This is a genomic window from Pedobacter sp. 05T44 (assembly GCF_056395985.1).
Map to the genome: position 1 here is coordinate 207834 of NZ_JBFTKO010000010.1, position 21674 is coordinate 229507.

Genomic DNA, 21674 nt, shown 5'->3' on the forward strand with positions numbered 1-21674 from the left:
TTATTATACGTATTCAGGCTAAATATAGTGCTTTACATCAATTATTAAACTATTGTAATTCTATTTTGATAATTGTAGCATCAGCCCCGTTTAGCTCGTACTTAAGCGTTTTATTAATTGCAAAACCTTTACCAGAGAAAAGTTCTTTTGCCTTGTAAGATGACTTTTTACTACCTAATCTATCCAATGGAACCGTAAAAACCTTCTTTTTACCATCAAAGTTTAAAATTGCCAGATATAAGCTATTGCCTATCTTTCTAACAAACAACTCGTTAGATTGCTCACCCGTATTTCCATTTACAGGCATAAAAGCAACTCCTGATCTTGGTATGGCCAATAAATCCTCATTCTGCAACAATTTCTTAGCCGTTTCATTCCATACCCCTGCAGAAGAAAAATCATCGCCCAGTATCAATGTTCCACTAATTAAGCCCGATGTTAACCTTGCTCTGTTCACACCCTCTTTCTCATCGGCAAATACAATATGATCAGCATCTACAAAATTGTAAACATAAGTTTGCCACCATCCGTAATTAACACTATTTAAGGTATACTCAGTATCCTTAATCGTCTTCCAGGCATCACAAGCAATCCTTTTAATGTGGGCATATCTTCCTGTAGCCAAGTTGGGAGATATAGCAGCATAAACAAGCATTTGCCCATCCATCCTATCGATAAGATACTCCATACCCGCTTTATAAGCCTGCATCCCTGTGGTAACAGACTTATCATAAAAAACATCCGACTCAGCAGCAGCATGGCCTAAAAAGTCAATCTTGATCATTTTAAAACCACAAGCCTTTAACTTATCAATAATATAATCAACTCTTTTCTTGGTTCCCGGATGTGTAGGATCAAGTGCTCTGGCACCATCAAAATCATGATAATTGCCACCAACTTTAGTCCACATCTCACTGAATTTATACTTACTGCCCTCAGCTTCCCTATCGCCGCCAGATTTAAAACCCCAGTCGGTAAACGGAGCCCAATACACACCCGGCTGTAAACCTTTTTGCTTGCAGTAATCAGCAAATTCTTTCAGTTTGCTATAATCGCCACGCATACCGCCGGTAAAATTGTCCCAAAATGAATCAAGATCTATATAAGCAGTTTCATCATTTCTAAACTTTGGAAGCTCATTTGCAAAAAAATCAACGTTCTTTACTGCCTTTTCATAGGTCAATTTTTCCTGAATAACGCCCCAGCTGTTCCATCCAAAAGGAACCGGCTTTGTCCAGTTAAAAACAAAAGGAGGCTCTGCAATTCTGTTTGCCTTGCCGTAAGCTTCCAATCCGATTCTCCAATCAGCAAAATAACCAACAAATACCTTTGGCGACTTCACCACTGAGCCAGAAATAGAACCATGGATTGTTTTATCCCTGGTCACTTTCTCGTCTGTATATCCACCCCAAATGCGCAGCTCAGATAGGTCATCGCCAACGCCTTTGGTAAGCACCCCTGTTTTCCAAATCAAGTGCTCTACAGAGCCTACTATTAAGCCTTTCCTGCTATGGTTTTCATACACCGCGCCCACTTCTGCACTCGTGTTTTCTACTACAGCAGCACCCATAGATTTTGCGTTATAACGGATAAAAGTATCGTTATCAAAAGGAACAAAAAGCGTTCGGTTATCGCCTTTGGCCTGAATACTTGCGCTGTTAGAGATCAACGGAGCCATATAATTACTCTTAACATTACTGCCTTTTAAAGAAACTTCAGTAAAAAAGTAATCGTGACCCGGATAAACATAAAACACCTGTTCCATCTGTGGCAAACCGCTTTTAGTCAAAATTATGGTGTATTTTTTGCCAACTCCGAACTTGTCTTTAACAGCCGTTTCCGAGTACTTAATCAGCTCATAATCCTTACTGCTTATAGATTGTTCCTTGTTTTTAACAATGGCGTACGCATCAGCTATTATTTTTTTCTTGTTTGCAAATACTTCATAAGTACCTGAACTTAGGTTATATACAACTTCAGATTCCGCTCCGTAAGGAATATTAACAACCTGAGGATCATTACCTTTTCTATCAAAAGAGAAACCTTTAACAGATGACACAAGCAATACAAGAGAGAAAATAAAGATGCGTTTGAGCATGATGGGGGATGTTAATTGATTAAAAAGTTTACTATTCTACAGGCAGTTCCTTTACTATTTTGGTTCTTTTCTGCGCTGATAGTAACTTTTAATACGTGATCAGTATCGGCTAAATTGCTCCCAAATAAAACATACCAGGGCAAATGTAAAGATTTGCTCCATTGTGTAAACAAATCAAGTTGTTTTTCGGCACCATTATCAATTGAATAGCTAACAATACCGGCATCGGAGCCTGATACTATGGCCATTCCAACTGCATTACCTTTAAATTTTAATGTAAAAGATGACCCTGCAACGGTACTAACCAGCATAGGCACCTTTACAAAACCCGGGCGGGTACCCAAGCCATCTTCTGGTGTCCAGCTCTTTACCAGTTCCCAGCCGTTTTTATTTTCGGCAGTTTCTATGCTAAGATACCTTCCGCGGGTAAAACTTCCTTTATTTAATAAAGCAGGCAATTTTGTAGCCTTTTGCTGCTTAGCTTTACTTAGGCTGGATGACAACAGATCTTTTATGGCCTCAAAATACAATTCCTGACCAAATGGCGATGGATGCAAATCTTTAAAATCCTTTTCCCAGCTAAACTCATTGTTTGCCAGCTTATCTCGTATAGCCTTAGCCAGGTTAATAGAAGGCAATTGATAATGATCTGCAACCAGCTCATGGTTGGCTACCGAGGTAGGCACAATACCCGAATCGTACAGTTTTGTCTTATCAGGATCGGCAAACGACATCATCACAATATCCATTAACGGATTATTGGTTTTGGCATGCCTAACAATACCTTCAAGTGACTGAACCTGAGTAACACTATCCGTTCCGTTAACCTGATCGTTCACTGCCGCCTCCAGAAATAGAAGATCTACTTTACCCGAATCCAGCACATCCCTGCTTAATCTGAAGGTATGCGGCAAGCTTCCCAACGAAGGGATGCCAGCCGCAATAAAATGAAATTTTGTAGCCGGAAAACGCTCTTTTAAATAAGCGCATACCTTATCTCGCCAGCCACTATTATAAGTTATTGAACCGCCCAGAAAAGCTACAGTGGCATTTTTCTGTATAGAAATAGCATTGTAAGCATTCTGGAGGCCCTTTCTTTCTGTAATATACTTGCTAAATGGTAAGGTTTTAACCTGTGCAATAACTGAAGCACTACAAACTAAACCCACTAAAAAACACAGTACAAACTTTCTCATTTAAAAATCTATTTAGAATTAGATGAACTTTGAATTTTTAAAGTCCATGCATATTTACCAGGTAATTCAGTTGGTAGTTTCACAACCACAGAATCGTTGTTTTTAGTCCATTCCAGAGGTTTATTTACCCCCAGCATATAAACTTTTGAACCTTCTTTTGGCTGAACCGCTGTTAAAACCAGTTCATTATTTTCGGCCTTGTTAAAGATCACATAAGTGCTTTTTCCATCCTTACTTTGCGTAAATCTGATATTGTCGCCTTGTTTATAATTTTCTATACCTTTAGTGGCGTATATGGCTTGCTTGTTAATATCCAACCACTTGCCCATTTCTCCCAAACGCTCTACACTTGGTGCAGGAATTTCACCTTCGGCACTTGGGCCAACATTTAATAAGTAATTTCCGCCCTTAGCAGCTACATCAACAAGATTATCAATTAACGCCTGTGCCGATTTCCAATTTTGATCGTACTTGGCAAAGCCCCAGTTGTTGTTAATTGTCATGCAGCTTTCCCAGTAGTCCTGAGAATTGGTTTTTAAAATCTCTTGTTCTGGAGTTCCAAAATCACCGGCAGCATCCTGGTACTTATTCATACCTTCCATACCTCCGCGCGCTTTACCGATGCGGTTGTTTATAATTAAAGAAGGTTTAAGATTACGCAGATAGTTATAAAGGTCTTTTCCCTGCTCTTCTGTCCATTCAGGAATCCACTCTCCATCAAACCATAAAATGGTTGGATCGTATTTCTTGATCAATTCAGCCAGTTGAGGCTTTAAATACTCTTCTCTGTATTTGTTGAAATCTGGTTTTACATCAGGCTTTTGCTTAGGATTAGCATCTGGCTGATGCCAGTCCATAATAGAATGATACAACCCGAACTTAATTCCGGCAGCTTTACATGCATCAGAAAGTTCTTTTAAAATATCTCTTTTAAAGGGAGTAGCATCTATGATATCATATTTGGTCACTTTACTGTCCCAAAGGCTAAAACCATCATGGTGTTTAGAAGTGATAACGATGTATTTAGCCCCTGCCGATTTAGCAATCTCTACCCATTTTTTAGCATCAAACTTCTGTGGATCAAATTGAGCAGCATATTTTTCATATTCGGCAGTTGGAATGTTATGTGTTTCCATAATCCACTCTGCTCCTCCGCTTTTACCATTATATTCTCCGGCCGGAACTGCATATAAGCCCCAATGGATAAACATACCGAAAGTAGCATCCTGCCACCATTGCATACGTTGGGTTTTAGCTGCTTCAGACTCTTTTAAATAATCTTTTTGTGCAAATACCGAAAATGACATAACCAATCCGATAATAAGCAAATTTAACTTTTTCATACATTAGTAATTTGGTTATAGCAAAGAAAAGGATATTGGATATTAATAATTCTATTATTATGTCAATTCATTAAGCAATTTTAGCACACTTCGTTATTGGACCATTCCGTTATCTCGACGATAAAAGAATTCTTGAATGAGCATAACCAAGAGATCTCTTCTATCGTCGAGATGACGATGTGCATACAGTACACCCACACCCTTCCCTAAAATAAGTACTTTGTACTTAAAAAGTTAGAGCTGTTGCTATCAACAATTGCATTTATCAAATGCTTGTTGTTTTCATTTAGCTTGGTGGCAACTAACGACCTTATAGAAAACGATCTTAAAGCATCTACTACTGAAAGCGTACCCTCGGCACTATCTTTTCTGCCAGTAAACGGAAATACATCCGGACCACGCTGACACTGGCAATTCACATTTACTCTGCTCACCTGATTCACCAAAGGATCAATAAGTTCAGCTATTTCTTCATCATCATTACTAAAAATACTTACCTGCTGGCCGTGTGTAGATTCGATAAGGTACTCAATAGTTTCTTCCAGATCATCAAAAGGTACAACGGGTATAACCGGGCCAAACTGCTCTTCGGTATATAATTTCATACCTTTTTTAACCGGGTAAACAATTGCAGGAAATACAAACGATTCATTTGTAGCACCACCATTTTCATTTATCACATGGGCACCATTGGCTATGGCATCTGCAATACACTCCTGTATATATGCAGGTTTATGAGGTTCAGGTAAAGGAGTTAATGATACACCATGCTCCCAGGGCATCCCAAATTTAAGCTGCGCCACAGCTTCAGAAAGCTCCTTTAAAAACACATCAGCAAGGCTGCGATGTATAAATACGATTTTTAACGCCGTACATCTTTGTCCGTTAAACGATAAAGACCCCAACACTGTTTCCTGTACTGCTAACTTTACATCAGCATTTGCAGTTATAATGGCTGCATTTTTAGCATCCAACCCAAGTATTGCACGTAAACGGTTTACTTTAGGATGCAGCTTTTTAAGCTCATTGGCTACCTTACTTGAACCAATAAGGGTTAACACATTTATATCGCCCGATTTCATCAGGTTAGGAATGATCTTATTACCACGACCATATATGGTGTTTACTACGCCTTTCGGGAAACAGTCTCTAAATGCCTCCAACAATGGGTAATGTAATAAAGTACCGTGTTTTGGTGGTTTAAACAATAAAGTATTGCCCATTATCAGGGCCGGAATTAAAGTAGTAAAAGTCTCATTCAATGGATAATTGAACGGCCCCATACATAAAACCACACCCAAAGGAGAGCGTCTGATCTGTGCAACAATACCCTGTTCAATGCTAAATTTAGACGACTGACGATCAAGGTCTTTTAATGCATCAATTGTTGCATAAATATACTCTACCGTACGGTCAAACTCTTTAACCGAGTCTGCATGAGATTTACCAATCTCCCACATCAATAGTTTAACTACTTCGTTTTTCTTTTCAATAATTTTGTGCGTAAACTTCTCTACGCAGGTAATTCTATCAGCAACGCTCATGGTTGGCCATTCGCCCCTTCCATTGTTATAAGCATTAACTGCAGCCTTTAGTGCTTCGGAAGCCTCAGCTTCATTACATAAAGGATAAGTGCCAATTACTTTACGCTTTAGTCCTGTTGGAGTTTTGATACAAATTGGCGACAGTACTTCGTGTACTTCTCCGCTCCAGGAATGCATTTTTCCATTACTTAAGTATTCTCGCTGATGAACCTCTTCGGTTAACCTAAATTCTTCAGGTATGTCGCGTTCGTCAACAAAAATCGAGTCAAGATGATCTTTAAAAGTCATTAATATATAGTTAGAGATTAAAATAGATTATATGTTAAAGATCACTAATTACTTTGTATTTTGGAACTAATGTTTTCATTATTACCCAAGCCACCAGGTAGGCAACAGCACATATTGTAAACATAATTGTGTAGCCGGTTTCAATATGCCCTAGAGCCTTATAATGGTCAAATAACCCACCACCCAGTTTTGTCATAACAACACCGCCAAGGCCGCCAAGCATACCACCAATACCTACAACAGAACCAATTGCTTTTTTAGGAAACATATCTGAAACTGTGGTAAACAGGTTTGCCGACCATGCCTGGTGCGCAGATGCACCAACACCAATTAACAATACAGGCATCCAGAAAGATATATGGCCCAAAGGCTGTGCAGCAAGCACAACAAGCGGAATTACCGCAATCATTAACATTGCTTTCATACGGCCGTCATATGGTTCATATCCTTTTTTAATAAAATACATTGGGAACCAGCCACCGCCAATACTTCCAACCATTGTCATGCTGTACAATACCGCTAATGGGAGCATGATCTGAGTATCCATCATGCCATACTGATCTTTCAAATAAGCAGGCAACCAGAACAGGAAGAACCACCAAACACCATCCGTCATGAATTTACCTACAGCAAAAGCCCAGGTTTGTCTGTATGTAAGGAGTTTGAACCACGATACTTTTGTTTCTTCAGCTACACCTTCACTATTGATCACTCTGGTATCAACATCATCTGCTTTTATGTAAGCGAGTTCTTCGGCCGAAAGTCTTTTTTGTTCTTCAGGTTTTTCATAGTATTTATACCAAAATATAAGCCACAAGAAACCTATTGCACCTATAAATAAAAAGGCAGCTTCCCAGCCCCATTTTGCTGCAATAAACGGGACACTTAAAGGTGCTAATACCGCACCAATATTGGTACCTCCGTTAAAAAATCCGGTAGCAAAAGATCTTTCCTTTTTAGGAAAATACTCTGCAGTAGCTTTAATTGCAGCCGGAAAATTCCCAGCCTCGCCAAATCCCAATACTGCTCTGGCAACCATAAAACCTACAATAGAAACAGAGGCAACGCCAATACCCATAAAGCCAAGTACTGTGGAAATGCTTTGACCTATTGGAATAGCAAAGGCGTGTATAACTGCACCTACCGACCAAATAATGATGGCCCAGGCATATCCTTTTTTAGTTCCAAGTTTGTCGATTATCCGCCCTGCAAAAAGCATCGATATAGCGTAAACAAATTGAAAAACAGAAGCAATGTTTGCATAGTCGCTGTTGCTCCAGCCAAAAATCTCTTCTAAATGTGGTTTAAGTAAGCTTAACACCTGTCGATCAAGATAATTCACAGTAGTTGCGAAAAATAATAATGCACAGATAGTCCACCTGTAATTACCTACTTTTTTTTCGTTCATTATATTTGGTTTAGTATTTGGTTGGGTTGTTTTTTTATTTTGTTTTGGCTAGTGCTTCTGTAATGCCAAAGGTTTTTATGTTGTTATAATTTTCTTCTACTGTTTTAATAAAATCTTTAAGGCCTGGCAGGTCGGTTTCCCATAACTGCTGATCTGACAATACTGAGTTTACATACTCAGCTTCGTCAATCTTGCTTTTTTCATAGAAATAAGCAGCCTGATCGTCAGTAATCAGGTATTCCTTACCATCGTATTGCCCAAAGTACTGATTTTCTTCCTTTTTTTGAGTTCTCATGAAACATAAGAATGCAGCAAAACCGAAAGCGATACTTGATGGAACCTTATTAAATAGCTTATAATATTGAGTTAAAACAGGTAATATCCTTATTTTCATTTTCATGGTATACTGAAAAGTGATATTGATCCATAAATGTTTAATGTATGGATTTGCAAACCTGTCCAGAACCGCGGCCGAAAAAACCATGGCCTCATCGCCCGGAACTTCGTAAGGTATTGCAGGCACAATTTCCGATTGCATTACCTTTACGATATAGCTTTTTATGGCTTGATCGGCCATTGCATTTGCTACGGTATCTATACCAGCTAAATAGGCAATCCCAGATGATAAGGTATGAGAACCGTTTAACAGCCTTACCTTTAGCTCTCTGTAAATTTCGATATCAGGTTTTACAATTATGCCCTTATCTGCTTCCTTAAAGCTTAATAGCCCGGCAACTTTTTCGTCACCCTCAATAGCCCATAAACGATAAGGTTCAGCCATGATCAACAAGTTATCACTGTAACCTAACTGTTCCTCTAGCTTCTCTAAAGTTGCGACATCAGGCTTACCGGGAACAATCCTATCAACCAGAGAATTGCAGAAATGAGCATGCGCTTTTAGCCAGCTTACAAATTCAGGTTCAAGCTTATTAAATTCGGTAAGTTCAAATACAATTGATTCTAATTTTTTTCCGTTTTCAGGAATTAGTTCTGTAGCAATAATCACAATATCAGCAGCATTAATATCTCCAAGCGCTTTATATCGTGCATAAAGCACAGCCAATAGCTTTGCCGGAAAAGAAACTGGAGGAGCTAAATCAATGCTTTCTTTTAATAAGCTAATACCAACCTCCGTTGTATTGGAGACAACAACCTGTAAAGCGGGACTTTGTCCGATTTTAAGTATATCGCTCCACTCCTTGTCGGCCGATAAAACTCTGCTGATGGACGAGGATATAATGTTCTCTTTAACAGTTTGTCCGTTCTCCAGACCCCTTACGCTGATTGTATACAATCCATTTTGCTCATTAAAATCTTTAAGGTCGCCTTTACTAGTCGATTTAACAACAGCTACCCTGCCATTAAACAAACCCTTACGGTTTGCTTTATCAATAAAATAATCTGGAAGCCCGCGTAGTAAAACACCGGTTCCAAACTGCAATACCTTTTCAGGAAGATTTAATAATGTGTTATCAGGAATGATAACGTTTTCATTTTTTAGGTTCTTTAAAATATCTTTAGAAATAGTCATGTTGAAATTTCGCTCTGTCTAAAACAATTCTACATAAATATTATAAAGAATGAATGTTTTAAGAGGAAATTATTTACGCAATCGTTATCGTTACAATCTGTTACAATTGCCTGCTAAATCCGTAAGAAATGTACTATCCAAAAAGATCACTGCTCAAATAGCGGTCGCCCCTATCGCATGCAATGAACACAATTAGTCCTGATTCCAGTTCTTCGGCCAATCTTAATGAACAGGCAAGTGCCCCACCGGTACTCATACCTGCAAATATGCCTTCCACTTTAGCAAGTTTACGTGCAAAATCTGTGGCTTCCTGCTGTGAAACATCCATTACCCTATCTACCCTGCTCGGATCAAAGATCTTTGGCAGATAAGCCTCTGGCCATCTTCTGATTCCTGGTATTGATGATTCTTCAGTTGGCTGGCAACCTATAATCTGTATATCCGGGTTCTTTTCTTTTAAAAACATAGAATTACCCATAATACTGCCGGTTGTGCCCATGGAGCTTACAAAGTGGGTAATCTGCTGATTGGTGTCTTTCCAAATCTCAGGACCGGTGGTTTTATAATGGGCCAGGTAGTTATCTGGATTTGAAAACTGGTTTAACAAGAAATAACCTGGTTGGGCGCCTTTCTCCTCTGCATAATCCCTGCATACTTCAATAGATTCAAGCAAAGTAACCTTTGCCCCGTATGCTTCCATGGTTAGGGTACGTTCACGTGTTGAATTAGAAGGCATTACCAGCTCAATCTCCAGATCATATATAGACGCAATCATCGCTAAGGCAATACCTGTATTACCGCTTGTAGCTTCAATCAGTTTTGTTCCTTTCTTAATATCTCCGCGATCTATTGCACTGCGGATCATATTTAATGCTGCCCTATCTTTTACACTGCCTCCGGGATTGTTCCCTTCCAGCTTGGCAAAAATCTTAACGTTCGGATTAGTATGTAACCTCTGAATTTCTACAAGTGGTGTGTTTCCAACAAACTCAACAATATTTCCCATTATTAAACTACGCTTTTCTCTGATTTACAATTTTATTAACGACTCTAATTTTAAGGTTGCTTGGTTTCGATAACCTTAACTGCCGACTGATGATATACGGTTGAATGTGGGGGCACGCTTTTAGTTAACCAAACGTTTCCACCTATAATACAATCGTGCCCGATAACGGTATCGCCACCTAAAATGGTTGCGCCCGAATAAATAATTACGTGATCTTCTATAGTTGGATGCCTTTTTATGCCCACCATGTATTTCTCTACGCTTAATGCGCCAAGAGTTACGCCCTGATACAGCTTTACATAATTTCCGATAACGGTAGTTTCTCCAATAACGAGGCCCGTACCGTGGTCAATATAAAGATACTCGCCTATTACCGCACCGGGGTGAATATCTATACCGGTAATGGAATGCGCATATTCAGTAAGGATTCTGGGTACAATAGGAATTTCGGCTTGCAACAAAGCATGTGCAATCCTGTACAAGGCAATTGCAAGGAAACCGGGGTAACTTCTGATAATTTCAAACTCACTTTTAGCAGCCGGATCGCCTTCCAGAATTGCAGAAATATCTGTATTCATCCTTCTGTACAACTCTGGTACACTCTCAAAAATCTTTCTGGCTATTCCTTCATTATCGCTATGCTCACAAGCTTTGGTGGCATTTAATATCCTTACCAGCTCTTTTTCTTGCTTTAAAAAGAAACGCTTAATCTCATTAATTGAATAATCTGGCGAGGTTAAACGCTCTGGATACAACAAATTCATTAAATTCATTGCCCATTCAGCAACTTCCTGATTGGATGGTACAGCCTCAATTTGAAGCTGTTTATTATATATATGAAGATAAAATTCCTCGTTCATTTTAAGAGTAATGTTTGATTTTAGTGTAAAGAAATGAAATTAATCACAATCCTGCTAATTTCATTGTTTAAGTGATTAAAAACCGACAAACTCCCATGCGCTTATATAGGCGTTACATTGTTCAGCATAGCTGATAAAATCAGAATAAAATACTGATCTGGAGAGTGTAGCACTATCACCAATAACAACCAGTTTCTTTCTGGCCCTTGTCATGGCCACGTTCATTCTTCTGGTATCGGCCAAAAATCCTATTGCACCATCTGTATTGCTTCTGGTTAAGCCAATGTAAACGATGTCTCGCTCCTGCCCCTGGAAACTATCAATGGTATTAATGCTGATTTTGCTCCTGTACACCATTAATTCTTCAGATCCTGTGATCAGGTCATTAAGTATAGCAATCTGTTGTCTATATGGCGATATAATGGCTATTGTAGGAAAGTCGGCAACCGTATAATGGTCGTTTAGTTTGGCAACCAGTTGCGTTAAATGTTTTAATAAAAACACAGCCTCTTCGTGGTTGGTGGTACTGGTTCCTTCCAGTTTCTCGTCAAAGCCACAACCTGCAGTATCTATAAATTCTAGTGGAGGTTCTTCGGCAAACAGCAGCCTGTTGGCCACGTTGGGATGTGCGGTTAATTTATTTTTATAGAATACTGAAGATGGATAGCCCATGATTTGTGTATTCATTCTGTACTGCTCCTCTAACAAAACAACAGCTTCGGGATGCATTACCGTGCATTTTTCCATTAGGGTATTGCTTAGGCCGTCTTTTGCCGCCTGTGTAGACTTAATCGTTGGTGGCAGCTGACAATGATCGCCGGCCAGCACTACCTTTTCTGCCTTTAATATTGGCACCCAGCAGGCAGGTTCCAAAGCTTGTCCGGCTTCATCAATCACAACGGTTTTATACTTAACGTCTCTAACGGTATAATGGTTGGCGCCAATTAAGGTAGCAGTAATGACCTGGGCTTTTGCCACAACATCATCAATAATATATTGCTCTGCATTGTTCACCTCTTTCATTATTTTGTGCGCCTCATTAAACAGTGCTTTGCGTTGTTGCTGCTCTGCACGACCAAAATTGCGCTTATACTTATGAGCCATATTCTTGTACTCATTGGCCTGTTTTTTAAGCGATCGCAGGTCTTTAGTGGCACTATGCTCAGCAACTTTACTATCCATAGTTAAGGATGCCAAACGTTCAGAAACCCTTGCCGGATTACCCACACGCAATACATTTAGTCCTTCTTCGGCAAGCTTTTCACTTAACAAGTCTACAGCTGTGTTGCTTGGTGCAACAACCAGTACTTTCTGACCATCTTTAGCAATCAAAGCTTTAATGGCCTGTACAAGTGTGGTTGTTTTACCTGTTCCCGGCGGCCCATGAACTATAGCAAGTTCCTGCGCCTGCAAGATCTTGTTAACTGCTTTTTGCTGAACAGGGTTTAGCTGAGGGATAACGATATTTGTTAAACTGGTATCAAACGTAGGTGCCTTTTGCCCTGTTAATACATCGGTTAATACTGAATCTGCAGCTTTCTCTTTTGGTTTCTGCGCTTGTTTAAGCGCATTCTGCATTTCATTGTAGCTATTGTCGTCAAACAGCAGGTCTATACCCAATTTACCATCGCTGGCCCAATCGGGCAGTTCTTCTGTCAGTAGTGTTATTTTTAGCTTGTTTCCACTCTGGTGGCTAATTGTTCCTTCAAACCTGTCATTTTCAGGGTCGTGATTAGAGAACAAAACTGCCGACGCACCAAACCTAAGCTGGTGCGAAATATCATGATGGGTAGTACGTTCCACCTCAACAGTAAGGTAATCGCCCCTACCCGTTTCGGAACCACGAATAGCAATGGGATACCATGTTAATCCATTTTCACGACGATCAGCTACTGAAGCCGATGCGGTCAATCGCAGGTAAGAATCAAGATCTTCCTGCCGCTCAATTTTAAGTAAATCGAGGAGCTTTTTAAAATACTCCATTATAAAAGCACAAGCTGTTGGTGTAGCTTATCAAGCGTTTCCATTGCATCCTTACAAAATCCGGGATGTACTTTTGATGCCTGCACAACGGTACTTCGTGTAGCAGTAAGCCATCTAAAGCGCGAGGCGGCATCCAATTTACCAATTGGACCACTATCCTTTTCTCCAGCACAAATGCGCTCAAAAGCTATAAGATTCGCTTTTAGCACATCGCAATCCAGGTCTGCCTTAAATACTTCGAGTCTGCTTTCATCTAAAGAAATCAGCGCCTTTAAAAACTTTTGTTTTGCACAATACAATACCACACCCACATTAATGAATTCTTCGCGTTCAACCCTTGGAACCACACGAATAACGGCGTACTCAAATAAGTGACTCTCTTGCATTTTGTGCTTCTTTTACAAAAACCTCTGAATTAGCAACCCTTGAAATCAAGAATTGACTATAAACCTGCCTGCGTTCTTCTGTAGTTTCCTGACCAGATTCATCTTTAAGCCAGTCTTCTGGAATTAATGATACAATTGACCTGATCAGTTCGTTCGTCAGGATTGCCTTAAACGCTGCATCAACTTCCTCTAGCTCACTTGCCTGTGGCAATAATACATGATCCTTAACCAGTGCAAACGGTCTTACAGCCTGTTCCTCCGAGTTTTGCATTGAATGATGGAAGTATAAAGATGCGCCATGGTCTATCAGCCACAACTCTTTATGCCAGATGAGCATATTGGTGTTGCGCGCAGTACGATCCATATTGGTTAATAAACAATCTAACCATACAATTTGTGACGCTAACTTAGCATCAACAGTAGTAACCGTTGGATCGAACGTTATGGCTCCGGAAAGATAATGCAAAGCTAAATTTAAGCCGATACTGGCTTTAAGCAGGTCCTGGATCTCTTCATCGGGTTCGGTACGACCAAAGGCCTCGTCTAAATTGGCAAAAACTATTTCGGGCACTTTAAATCCAAGTGCCCTGGCAATTTCGCCTCCAATAATTTCTGCAATAAGGGCTTTTACACCCTGTCCGGCGCCCCGAAACTTCAATACATATAGAAACTCGTCGTCGGCCTCTGCAATGGCAGGCATGGAGCCTCCTTCGCGCAAAGGCGTTACATATCGAATTACATTAACAGTCCTCAATTGAGGATGGATTTTATTCATGCCACGAAATTACTGTTTTTTAATAAAAACAGCACCATTCGAATCATTGTCAACATCGCCTCTTACCACAGCTTTTATTGTAAAGGCTGCTCCTGTTTCGTAAGCATCAACTTTAAATTTGTATTGATTATTTTCCTGACTGGATCCTGTGTAGCCATCATGAACATCCTCCGCGATCTTAACACCGTTTTTATAAAGCTCAACAGATTTGATCTCTAAACGCGAATGACCTTCTGTATACCAGAATGAAAGTACATATTCGCCGTTTTCATTGATCTTTCCCGTTGCATTGATTTCAAACGTTCCAAAGTCTTTTCCTTTTACTGATGATGGTTTCCACTCGGCAACCAATTGACCATACTTTTTAAACTTGTCGTATTTCTCAGGAAAATAAAGCGGAAGCGAGTACTGATTGCGGTTTACCACAGTAATTGCACTAAAATCTGATAGTTTAGGTACTGTTACCGCTTGTGTATAAACCGGAGAATATACGTTTGCACGGGTTCCATCAGTAGTATATCTGATTTCAGCGCCTTGAACATCACTTTCCAGCTTTATGGTAAAACCGTTTGCACCTTTTTCATTGCCGGTCAATTTAGGCAGAGGCACACGATAGCCATAACCTGCGTTGTCGTAACGTTTATAATGAGTTCTTATTCTTTTTTCGAAATCAGGCCATGCTTGTTTTTCATGTGGTGTCCAGCAAACTTCGGCTAAGGCCGACATCCTTGGGAAGGTTAAGTATTCAAAATATTTTTCTGAACGATCTTCGTTTATCGCAGCAATTTCCTGAAGTACAGTACCGTGAATAAACTGGTCTGACCATAATGTAGCCTCTGCGCCTAATATCTGCGGACGGTATTTTGGATCTAAACCTTCAAGCATTGGGTTTAACTGGTAAGCTTTTTCTAAGGAGATTGGCTGCAACCATGTTGCCGCTTTTACCTCGCCCGGGATATTGCTTTCTGCAACGTCAAAATAACAATATCCGGTTAATGCCATTACTGAATAATGACCAGCTTCTGAGGCTTTAAAGGCTTTTTTCTGATCGTGCCAGATCATACCAACCGCTTTATCTTTTAAACCATCTTCAATGATCTCGTCCCAGCCAACAATGGTTTTGCCATATCCTTTTACCATTTTCTGAATGCGCTGATTAAAATAAACCTGCATTTCTTTTTCTGTTTGAACACCAAGCTCTTTCTTTCTTTTTTGGCAATGCGGGCAGGTTTTCCAACGGTCATATTGAGCTTCATCGCCACCTATGTGAATGTATTTAGAAGGAAACAACGCAAAGGTTTCTTTAAACACATCGGCCAGAAAATCAAAAGTTGATTCTTTACCAACGCAGTAAATCTCTTTGCTTATAGAATGTTGGGTTTGAACGGTGTATTGTTCACCAGTACAGCACAAATCCGGATAAGCTGCTATCGATGCTAAGGCATGGGCCGGTACTTCGATCTCCGGAATAACATCTACGTTTCTGGCCGTAGCATAGGCTACTATTTCTTTAATATCTTCCTGGGTATAGTAGCCGCCGGTACGTTCTGCACCCTCGCCTCGCCACGCACCTACAGAAGTAAGTTTTGGATATTTTTTAATTTCAAGGCGCCATCCGGCATCGTCGGTAAGGTGGAAATGCAACACGTTCATTTTGTACATTGCCATCATGTCGATAAGCTTAAGCACATAATGTTTTCCGAAGAAATAACGGGCAACATCAAGCATCATCCCCCTCCACTCGTAAGATGGGGCATCGGCAATCTCTGCTCCTTTAATTTTCCAAACTGTTTTTCTTTGAAGCTGTTTGTTATAAATCTCTGCAGGCAGCATTTGTAACAGCGTTTGGGTACCATAAAAAACACCAGCCGGACTATTACCTTCAATTGTTATTACATCATTTTTAACGCTTAGCTTATAGCTTTCTTTATTTAGCGCGTCGGTTTTGGCTAGTGGAGCACCTCCTTTGCCAATCTTTAGCACAATTATGTTTTTTGCAGCTTTTTGCTGATCTGAAATCTGGAAATCAAACCCTGTTGCAGGAGACAGTGCTGCATAAAGCCGTTCTGCCTGTTGTTTTAAGCCTTTCTCGTAATATATTTTTGTTTGACCGTTAAGTGTAAATGAGGCTCCGTTTTCTTTGATACTTGATGGAAGAGGGATAATATTGAACTGAGCATACATTGATAATGAACTGATTAGCAGTACGCCGAGCATCACCCATCTGGTTAGTCTGGTCTTCATAGTATATTTAGTTTAAGGTGTGTGTTTAGGTTCAGGAACTGGCTTGATATTGAAAGCGATTACTCCGTTAACACAATGTTAATCAATTATTTTAAGAGAAAATAATGAGGATTTTGGCGAAAAGGCAAACAAACGTTTGCATGAGTTAATGCAACCGTTTGCGTAAAAAACAAATAAAAAAAGAGGATATAAAAGTATCCTCTTTTTTGAACTTTTGTCATCCTGAATTTATCTCAGGATGACGATTGTCTTATGATTTAATGCTATAAATGCTATTTACAATCTTTAAAAGTGGCAAACTGCGCCCTCAAAGTAGAAATGTATGGTTTAACTTCATTTGGTTCCTTTCCATATTCAAAAGTAACCTTATGCTTTTTATCTCCATATTCTATCTGAATCCATTCAGCACCACCATCGGCACAGTCCGGACAACCATAAGACTCTTTTAACTGATTAAAAACATTCAGGTCAATACTATCGGCAAGTTTAGACCAATCCGTTTCTGCCATTTCTGCGGTACATACTTTTGGAGCTGCATTCGGTTTGTTCTCGTATTTCTTTAATTCAATTTTTGCCTTGGAAATAAAGAGCTGGCTATTACAATAACCCACACACATACCAAAAGATGTTCCGTAACTAATTTTCAATTTATCCTCATCTGTTTTCTTTTCACAACTGCTAAACATAGCAGCAACTATAAGAAAGCAGAAAAGGATCAATAGTTTTAATGGTTTGGTTCTCATAATTATCTCATTAGTTTTAATAACCTATACCAATATTTACAAGCAAACGCTACACCACTAAAAAAATTTAAACCAATCCGGGAACAGCAACCATCTCGTCAGTATCTTTTGTATAATCGATACCATCAACATCAAAGCCGAACAGGTTTAAGAAATCTCTCTTATAACCGGCAAGATCACCAATTTTAGGAAGCGATTCTTCAGTTGCTTCGGCCCAAAGTGCAGCAACTTTGGCTTGTACATCGCTGTCCATTTCTAAATCGTCTACACGGATTCTGCCCTGCTCATCAGTAGCGATACCACCTTTATTGTATAAACGCTCAGCAAATAAACGTTGCATCTGCTCAATACATCCTTCATGTGTACCGTTCTCTTTCATGATTTTATAAAGCAACGAAATGTATAAAGGAATAACCGGTATAGCAGAACTTGCCTGAGTAACCAATGCTTTGTTTACAGAAACAAATGCTTTTCCATTAATGTCTTTCAGTTTGTCAGATATTGCAAAAGCAGTAGCTTCTAAATGATCTTTAGCTCTGCCGATAGTCCCTTTACGGTAAACCGCTTCAGTAACCGCAGGGCCGATGTATGAATAAGCTACAGTAATTGCCTCTGGAGCCAATAAATTTGCCGCTTTTAATTCATCAATCCACATACCCCAATCTTCGCCACCCATAACAGCAACTGTATTTTCTATTTCCTCTTCATTAGCCGGGGTTATAGAAACCTCAGAAACTACTCCGGTGTGAAAATCGACAGTTTTGTTGGTAAACGTGGTCTCGCCAATTGGTTTTAAAACCGAATTATGAACTACACCAGTTATTGGATGTACTCTTTTAGGAGATGCCAGACTATAAACTACAAGATCAATTTGTCCTAGATCAGCTTTGATCAGGTCAATTACTTTTTGTTTTATTTCAGTAGAAAACGCATCACCATTTACACTTTTAGCATATAAACCTGCTTTTTGAGCTTGTTGTTCAAAAGCTGCAGTGTTATACCATCCCGGCGAAGCCGTTTTACCCGGTGCAGGTGGTTTTTCAAAATAAACCCCAACGGTGGCTGCGCCACATCCAAACGCGCTTGTTATTCTTGATGCTAATCCAAATCCCGTAGAGGCACCAATTACAAGGACCTTCTTAGGACCTTCAATTTCACCTTTTGACTTTACATAATTGATCTGGTTTATTACATTTTGCTCGCATCCTTTTGGATGTGCCGTAAGGCAAATAAACCCGCGCATTCTAGGTTCTATAATCATAAATCTATTTTTCTTTTGATTGACAATATTAAGGTTTTTTTACATTACCTATATGGGTTTACCTGAATACCCGCTGATTAACTGATATTTAATCTTCAAATGAAGATATATTAAAAGGTTCAGAAGGATCAAAGCCATACCATAAAACACATCCTCAACGGGGATGGTCAGGATTCTAAGCCCAATAATCTGAGCTTGGTTATACCACACTACGGGTTCCTCCAGAGCGGTCCCGGTAAGCAATCCATTCACAATAAGAAAAGGAATTAACAGTATTCCATAGATCAGGTAAAACTTTGGTAACCAGCTTACTTTAAGTATATATCTGGCTACGGCCATCAGTACAGCCAAACCTATAAAAGTTACCATGCTATAAATCTTATCGTTCAACAAAATCCCCGTTATTGCAAATACAAAGATCAACAAAGTGGTTAACACCAACTCTATTCTTTGAGGTAAATTTCTTTTAATCCATAGATCAAGGCAATGATAGGTAAAAACGCAGGAATAAGGAATGCAAAAGAAAAAAAGGATTTCCTCGACAGGCATATTCCCTATTGCTACCCCGATAAGATACCTTGAATTAAAGCCCCAGACTCCTAAACTGGTAAAGTATACATCCCACAAAATAAAAATCATACCCGTTATTATTACTGCAGGGAAAAAGGCTTTCCAGGTTTTATAAAAATTCAGCTTAGGGTGAAAAGAAAATATAAATGGAATGATGGCGGTAAAAAAATCAATAAGCAGATAGGTATACTTCATGATGGCGTTCCTTTACTGCTGAAAAAATATTTGAATGGCACCCATAGCATGCCAAAGCATTCTCCCCGCTCTTTAGTAAGATGTTTATGATGCATTTTATGTGCTCTTCTTATGGCTTTAAAATACCAATGTTCTGAATTTCTAAAGATCTTGAAGCGCTGATGTATAAAAATGTCATGAACAAAAAAATAGGCTGCGCCATATAGCGTTATTCCAATACCGGTCCAAAAAGCTGGAGATATTCCGTAAAAGGAGCCTAACGCAAGGCAAATTATGCCTGGTATTGCAAAAATCAGAAAAAAGAAATCGTTTCTTTCCAGAAAACCATCATGCTCTTTATGATGATGATCTTTATGTAGTGACCAGAGCAGGCCATGCATGATATACTTATGCGTAAACCAGGCAACCCCTTCCATCGCAATAAAAGTTCCTACTGCCACCAGAAAATTTAAAAGCCAGCTGTTCATTTTACTAAATAAATCTGTGATAATAATCCATAATCTGATTAAAACAAATCTTTAACCATTCGGTATAAATTTCGGGATGTTCTGAGATATCCTGCGCTAAAGTCTCCATATCCACATATCTGAATGCCGCTACCTCTGTGTAATCGGGCTGAGGTACTGCATCGCTCATACCAAAGAATACGTGGTCGAATTCGTTTTCTGAAATTCCGTTGGCCAATTTTGCATGGTAGGTAAAATTGAACCCGTAGTTGAGTGTGCACTCCATTCCCATTTCCTCTTTTAGCCTGCGATTAGCAGCATCAATGCTTTGCTCTCCCAAACGCTGGTGACTACAGCAAGTGTTGGTCCATTTCCCGCCGGAGTGGTATTTTTCCTCTGCTCTTTGCTGCAAGAGCAATTGGCCGTCACTATTGAATACAAACACAGAAAATGCCCTGTGAAGCCTTCCCTGGAGGTGAGCCTCCATTTTAGGCATTGTTCCAATAATGTTGTCATGTTCATCCACAAGAATTACGTTTTCAAGCTGTATTTCGTTTTCTATCATCTTATATCTTTTTCAGTTCTTCTGAAGAACAACATTTAGAGTTAAACAAATATTCTTTCACTTTTTGTTTAAGTTCACCGTCGTTTATTTTATTTACCTGAGCTATCAAAAAAGCCTTATCTCCCTTTATATGATCCTTATATCCCAAGAAACCTGGAAGATTTGTTTGAATGCAAAATCTCAGAAATCTGATTTCAATTTCGTGAGGATTGGCTTTTACTGCATGTTCAATTAACTTTCTTCCGTTTTTAAATTTACTCAGTTTATTAAACGGATTTATTAAATATTTAGCTTCCAGCATTTCAGATACACCTTTATAACAAACCAGAATTGATGGAGAACGGGTGTCGACAGTTTTGAGCATTGCTGAAAGTCTGAAAGCAGATTCTTTATTTTCAGCCGCCCTGTAATATAAATCTCGTAATTCAGACAAGTTCGGTTCATTAGCCACAATGATTTTGGATGACAAAAGTGAAATAAAAATAATTAATAACATTAAAACCCTCATAAAGCATTTATTTTATATCTGATGATTGAGTCGCACATTAAACCAATTTTATGACTATTTGAAATTCTTATCCGTTCAGACAACACGCACTCGGCGGTAGTTCTTTTTATTTTATGAAATAATTCCCTATAGTAAATGTAGGCAAGATAAACTCCTCTTCTTGAAGAAGAAGGTAATTGTTTTATCCCCACAAGAGCAGCCTTAAACTCATTTTCAATATCCTCTTCGATCATTTTCTTATCGGCATTTGAAAAACTGGAAAGATTTACACCTGGAAAATATGTTCGGCTAAGGTTATTATAATCGGCCTTAACATCCCTTAAAAAGTTTACTTTCTGAAAAGCAGATCCCAATTTCATAGCCGATTCTGTAAGCCTATTATACTCTTTATCATCACCTTCGGTAAAAACCTTTAAGCACATTAGTCCAACTACCTGTGCCGAACCTAAAATGTATTGGTCGTATTTTTCCTGTGTATAGGTGTTCTGTTCCAGGTCCATTTCCATACTTTTTAGAAACAGATCGATTAGGTTGCCGCTAATCTGATATTGATTAACAGTTTGCTGAAATGAATTCAAAACAGGATTCAGACTTATCCCGGCCTCAATAGCTTCGAAACAATCCCGGCTGAATTTTTCAAGCAGCTTTTGTTTATCATAGTTATGAAAACTGTCGACGATCTCATCGGCCAGGCGAACAAAGCCATAAATAGCATAAATGTGTC

At 39.2% G+C, this 21674-nt stretch carries 19 protein-coding genes; all 19 read right to left on the reverse strand.

The genetic code is table 11. From position 1 onward, the window contains the following. Positions 1-49: 49 nt before the first annotated feature. Entirely contained in the window at positions 50-2098 is a 2049-nt protein-coding gene (locus AC1DDK_RS16685; RefSeq protein ID WP_337716305.1) for an alpha-amylase family protein, read from the reverse strand. An 11-nt stretch (positions 2099-2109) separates the two neighbouring features. Then, the gene (locus AC1DDK_RS16690; RefSeq protein WP_337716307.1) at positions 2110-3294 is read right to left on the reverse strand and encodes an SGNH/GDSL hydrolase family protein; all 1185 of its coding nucleotides are present in this window, start codon (positions 3292-3294) and stop codon (positions 2110-2112) included. A gap of 8 nt (positions 3295-3302) precedes the next feature. Next, positions 3303-4637, reverse strand: a complete 1335-nt coding sequence (locus AC1DDK_RS16695; RefSeq protein ID WP_337716309.1) for an alpha-L-fucosidase — start codon at positions 4635-4637, stop codon at positions 3303-3305. A gap of 206 nt (positions 4638-4843) precedes the next feature. Then, positions 4844-6469 (reverse strand): NADP-dependent glyceraldehyde-3-phosphate dehydrogenase, encoded by a 1626-nt coding sequence (locus AC1DDK_RS16700; RefSeq protein WP_288879398.1) that lies wholly within the window; start codon positions 6467-6469, stop codon positions 4844-4846. Between the two features lie 34 nt (positions 6470-6503). Beyond that, positions 6504-7877 carry an MFS transporter gene (locus tag AC1DDK_RS16705; protein ID WP_172663062.1) on the reverse strand — a complete coding sequence of 458 codons (1374 nt, stop codon included), beginning with the start codon at positions 7875-7877 and terminating at the stop codon, positions 6504-6506. A gap of 34 nt (positions 7878-7911) precedes the next feature. Further along, positions 7912-9408: a tagaturonate reductase gene (locus tag AC1DDK_RS16710; protein WP_337716311.1), complete on the reverse strand. Its 1497-nt coding sequence runs from the start codon at positions 9406-9408 to the stop codon at positions 7912-7914. Between the two features lie 133 nt (positions 9409-9541). Continuing rightward, positions 9542-10414, reverse strand: a complete 873-nt coding sequence (cysM, locus tag AC1DDK_RS16715; RefSeq protein WP_288879400.1) for a cysteine synthase CysM — start codon at positions 10412-10414, stop codon at positions 9542-9544. A 50-nt stretch (positions 10415-10464) separates the two neighbouring features. Beyond that, the gene (gene epsC / locus AC1DDK_RS16720; protein WP_172663065.1) at positions 10465-11274 is read right to left on the reverse strand and encodes a serine O-acetyltransferase EpsC; all 810 of its coding nucleotides are present in this window, start codon (positions 11272-11274) and stop codon (positions 10465-10467) included. A gap of 75 nt (positions 11275-11349) precedes the next feature. Beyond that, the gene (locus AC1DDK_RS16725; protein ID WP_288879401.1) at positions 11350-13257 is read right to left on the reverse strand and encodes an AAA domain-containing protein; all 1908 of its coding nucleotides are present in this window, start codon (positions 13255-13257) and stop codon (positions 11350-11352) included. Continuing rightward, the gene (locus AC1DDK_RS16730; RefSeq protein WP_288879402.1) at positions 13257-13643 is read right to left on the reverse strand and encodes a DUF3037 domain-containing protein; all 387 of its coding nucleotides are present in this window, start codon (positions 13641-13643) and stop codon (positions 13257-13259) included. Before AC1DDK_RS16730 ends, AC1DDK_RS16725 begins: the two co-directional genes overlap by 1 nt. After that, positions 13621-14418 (reverse strand): HipA family kinase, encoded by a 798-nt coding sequence (locus tag AC1DDK_RS16735; protein WP_288879403.1) that lies wholly within the window; start codon positions 14416-14418, stop codon positions 13621-13623. The genes AC1DDK_RS16730 and AC1DDK_RS16735 overlap by 23 nt, the downstream gene beginning before the upstream one ends. Positions 14419-14427: 9 nt before the next feature. Then, positions 14428-16662, reverse strand: coding sequence for a beta-N-acetylhexosaminidase (locus AC1DDK_RS16740; protein ID WP_337716313.1), 2235 nt, complete (start codon positions 16660-16662; stop codon positions 14428-14430). A 272-nt stretch (positions 16663-16934) separates the two neighbouring features. Continuing rightward, the gene (locus tag AC1DDK_RS16745) at positions 16935-17405 is read right to left on the reverse strand and encodes a hypothetical protein (protein ID WP_288879405.1); all 471 of its coding nucleotides are present in this window, start codon (positions 17403-17405) and stop codon (positions 16935-16937) included. 67 nt (positions 17406-17472) lie between these two features. Further along, positions 17473-18666, reverse strand: coding sequence for an enoyl-ACP reductase FabV (fabV, locus tag AC1DDK_RS16750; protein ID WP_337716315.1), 1194 nt, complete (start codon positions 18664-18666; stop codon positions 17473-17475). A 48-nt stretch (positions 18667-18714) separates the two neighbouring features. Continuing rightward, complete coding sequence (locus tag AC1DDK_RS16755; RefSeq protein WP_337716317.1) at positions 18715-19431, reverse strand: lycopene cyclase domain-containing protein; 717 nt, start codon at positions 19429-19431, stop codon at positions 18715-18717. Then, positions 19428-19898: a sterol desaturase family protein gene (locus tag AC1DDK_RS16760; protein ID WP_288879408.1), complete on the reverse strand. Its 471-nt coding sequence runs from the start codon at positions 19896-19898 to the stop codon at positions 19428-19430. Before AC1DDK_RS16760 ends, AC1DDK_RS16755 begins: the two co-directional genes overlap by 4 nt. Positions 19899-19902: 4 nt before the next feature. Continuing rightward, positions 19903-20442 carry an isopentenyl-diphosphate Delta-isomerase gene (gene idi, locus AC1DDK_RS16765; RefSeq protein WP_288879409.1) on the reverse strand — a complete coding sequence of 180 codons (540 nt, stop codon included), beginning with the start codon at positions 20440-20442 and terminating at the stop codon, positions 19903-19905. 1 nt (position 20443) lies between these two features. Then, on the reverse strand, positions 20444-20938 hold the full coding sequence (locus AC1DDK_RS16770) for a hypothetical protein (protein WP_337716318.1): 495 nt from the start codon (positions 20936-20938) through the stop codon (positions 20444-20446). 8 nt (positions 20939-20946) lie between these two features. Further along, complete coding sequence (locus AC1DDK_RS16775) at positions 20947-21669, reverse strand: phytoene/squalene synthase family protein (RefSeq protein WP_477633972.1); 723 nt, start codon at positions 21667-21669, stop codon at positions 20947-20949. Between the last annotated feature and the right edge of the window lie 5 nt (positions 21670-21674).

Excerpts from the sequence above, each read along its gene's own strand:
- AC1DDK_RS16685 (WP_337716305.1), bottom strand. The coding sequence starts at position 2,098 with ATGCTCAAACGCATCTTTATTTTCTCTCTTGTATTGCTTGTGTCATCT.
- AC1DDK_RS16690 (WP_337716307.1), bottom strand. The coding sequence starts at position 3,294 with ATGAGAAAGTTTGTACTGTGTTTTTTAGTGGGTTTAGTTTGTAGTGCT.
- AC1DDK_RS16695 (WP_337716309.1), bottom strand. The coding sequence starts at position 4,637 with ATGAAAAAGTTAAATTTGCTTATTATCGGATTGGTTATGTCATTTTCG.
- AC1DDK_RS16700 (WP_288879398.1), bottom strand. The coding sequence starts at position 6,469 with ATGACTTTTAAAGATCATCTTGACTCGATTTTTGTTGACGAACGCGAC.
- AC1DDK_RS16705 (WP_172663062.1), bottom strand. The coding sequence starts at position 7,877 with ATGAACGAAAAAAAAGTAGGTAATTACAGGTGGACTATCTGTGCATTA.
- AC1DDK_RS16710 (WP_337716311.1), bottom strand. The coding sequence starts at position 9,408 with ATGACTATTTCTAAAGATATTTTAAAGAACCTAAAAAATGAAAACGTT.
- cysM (WP_288879400.1), bottom strand. The coding sequence starts at position 10,414 with ATGGGAAATATTGTTGAGTTTGTTGGAAACACACCACTTGTAGAAATT.
- epsC (WP_172663065.1), bottom strand. The coding sequence starts at position 11,274 with ATGAACGAGGAATTTTATCTTCATATATATAATAAACAGCTTCAAATT.
- AC1DDK_RS16725 (WP_288879401.1), bottom strand. The coding sequence starts at position 13,257 with ATGGAGTATTTTAAAAAGCTCCTCGATTTACTTAAAATTGAGCGGCAG.
- AC1DDK_RS16730 (WP_288879402.1), bottom strand. The coding sequence starts at position 13,643 with ATGCAAGAGAGTCACTTATTTGAGTACGCCGTTATTCGTGTGGTTCCA.
- AC1DDK_RS16735 (WP_288879403.1), bottom strand. The coding sequence starts at position 14,418 with ATGAATAAAATCCATCCTCAATTGAGGACTGTTAATGTAATTCGATAT.
- AC1DDK_RS16740 (WP_337716313.1), bottom strand. The coding sequence starts at position 16,662 with ATGAAGACCAGACTAACCAGATGGGTGATGCTCGGCGTACTGCTAATC.
- AC1DDK_RS16745 (WP_288879405.1), bottom strand. The coding sequence starts at position 17,405 with ATGAGAACCAAACCATTAAAACTATTGATCCTTTTCTGCTTTCTTATA.
- fabV (WP_337716315.1), bottom strand. The coding sequence starts at position 18,666 with ATGATTATAGAACCTAGAATGCGCGGGTTTATTTGCCTTACGGCACAT.
- AC1DDK_RS16755 (WP_337716317.1), bottom strand. The coding sequence starts at position 19,431 with ATGAAGTATACCTATCTGCTTATTGATTTTTTTACCGCCATCATTCCA.
- AC1DDK_RS16760 (WP_288879408.1), bottom strand. The coding sequence starts at position 19,898 with ATGAACAGCTGGCTTTTAAATTTTCTGGTGGCAGTAGGAACTTTTATT.
- idi (WP_288879409.1), bottom strand. The coding sequence starts at position 20,442 with ATGATAGAAAACGAAATACAGCTTGAAAACGTAATTCTTGTGGATGAA.
- AC1DDK_RS16770 (WP_337716318.1), bottom strand. The coding sequence starts at position 20,938 with ATGTTATTAATTATTTTTATTTCACTTTTGTCATCCAAAATCATTGTG.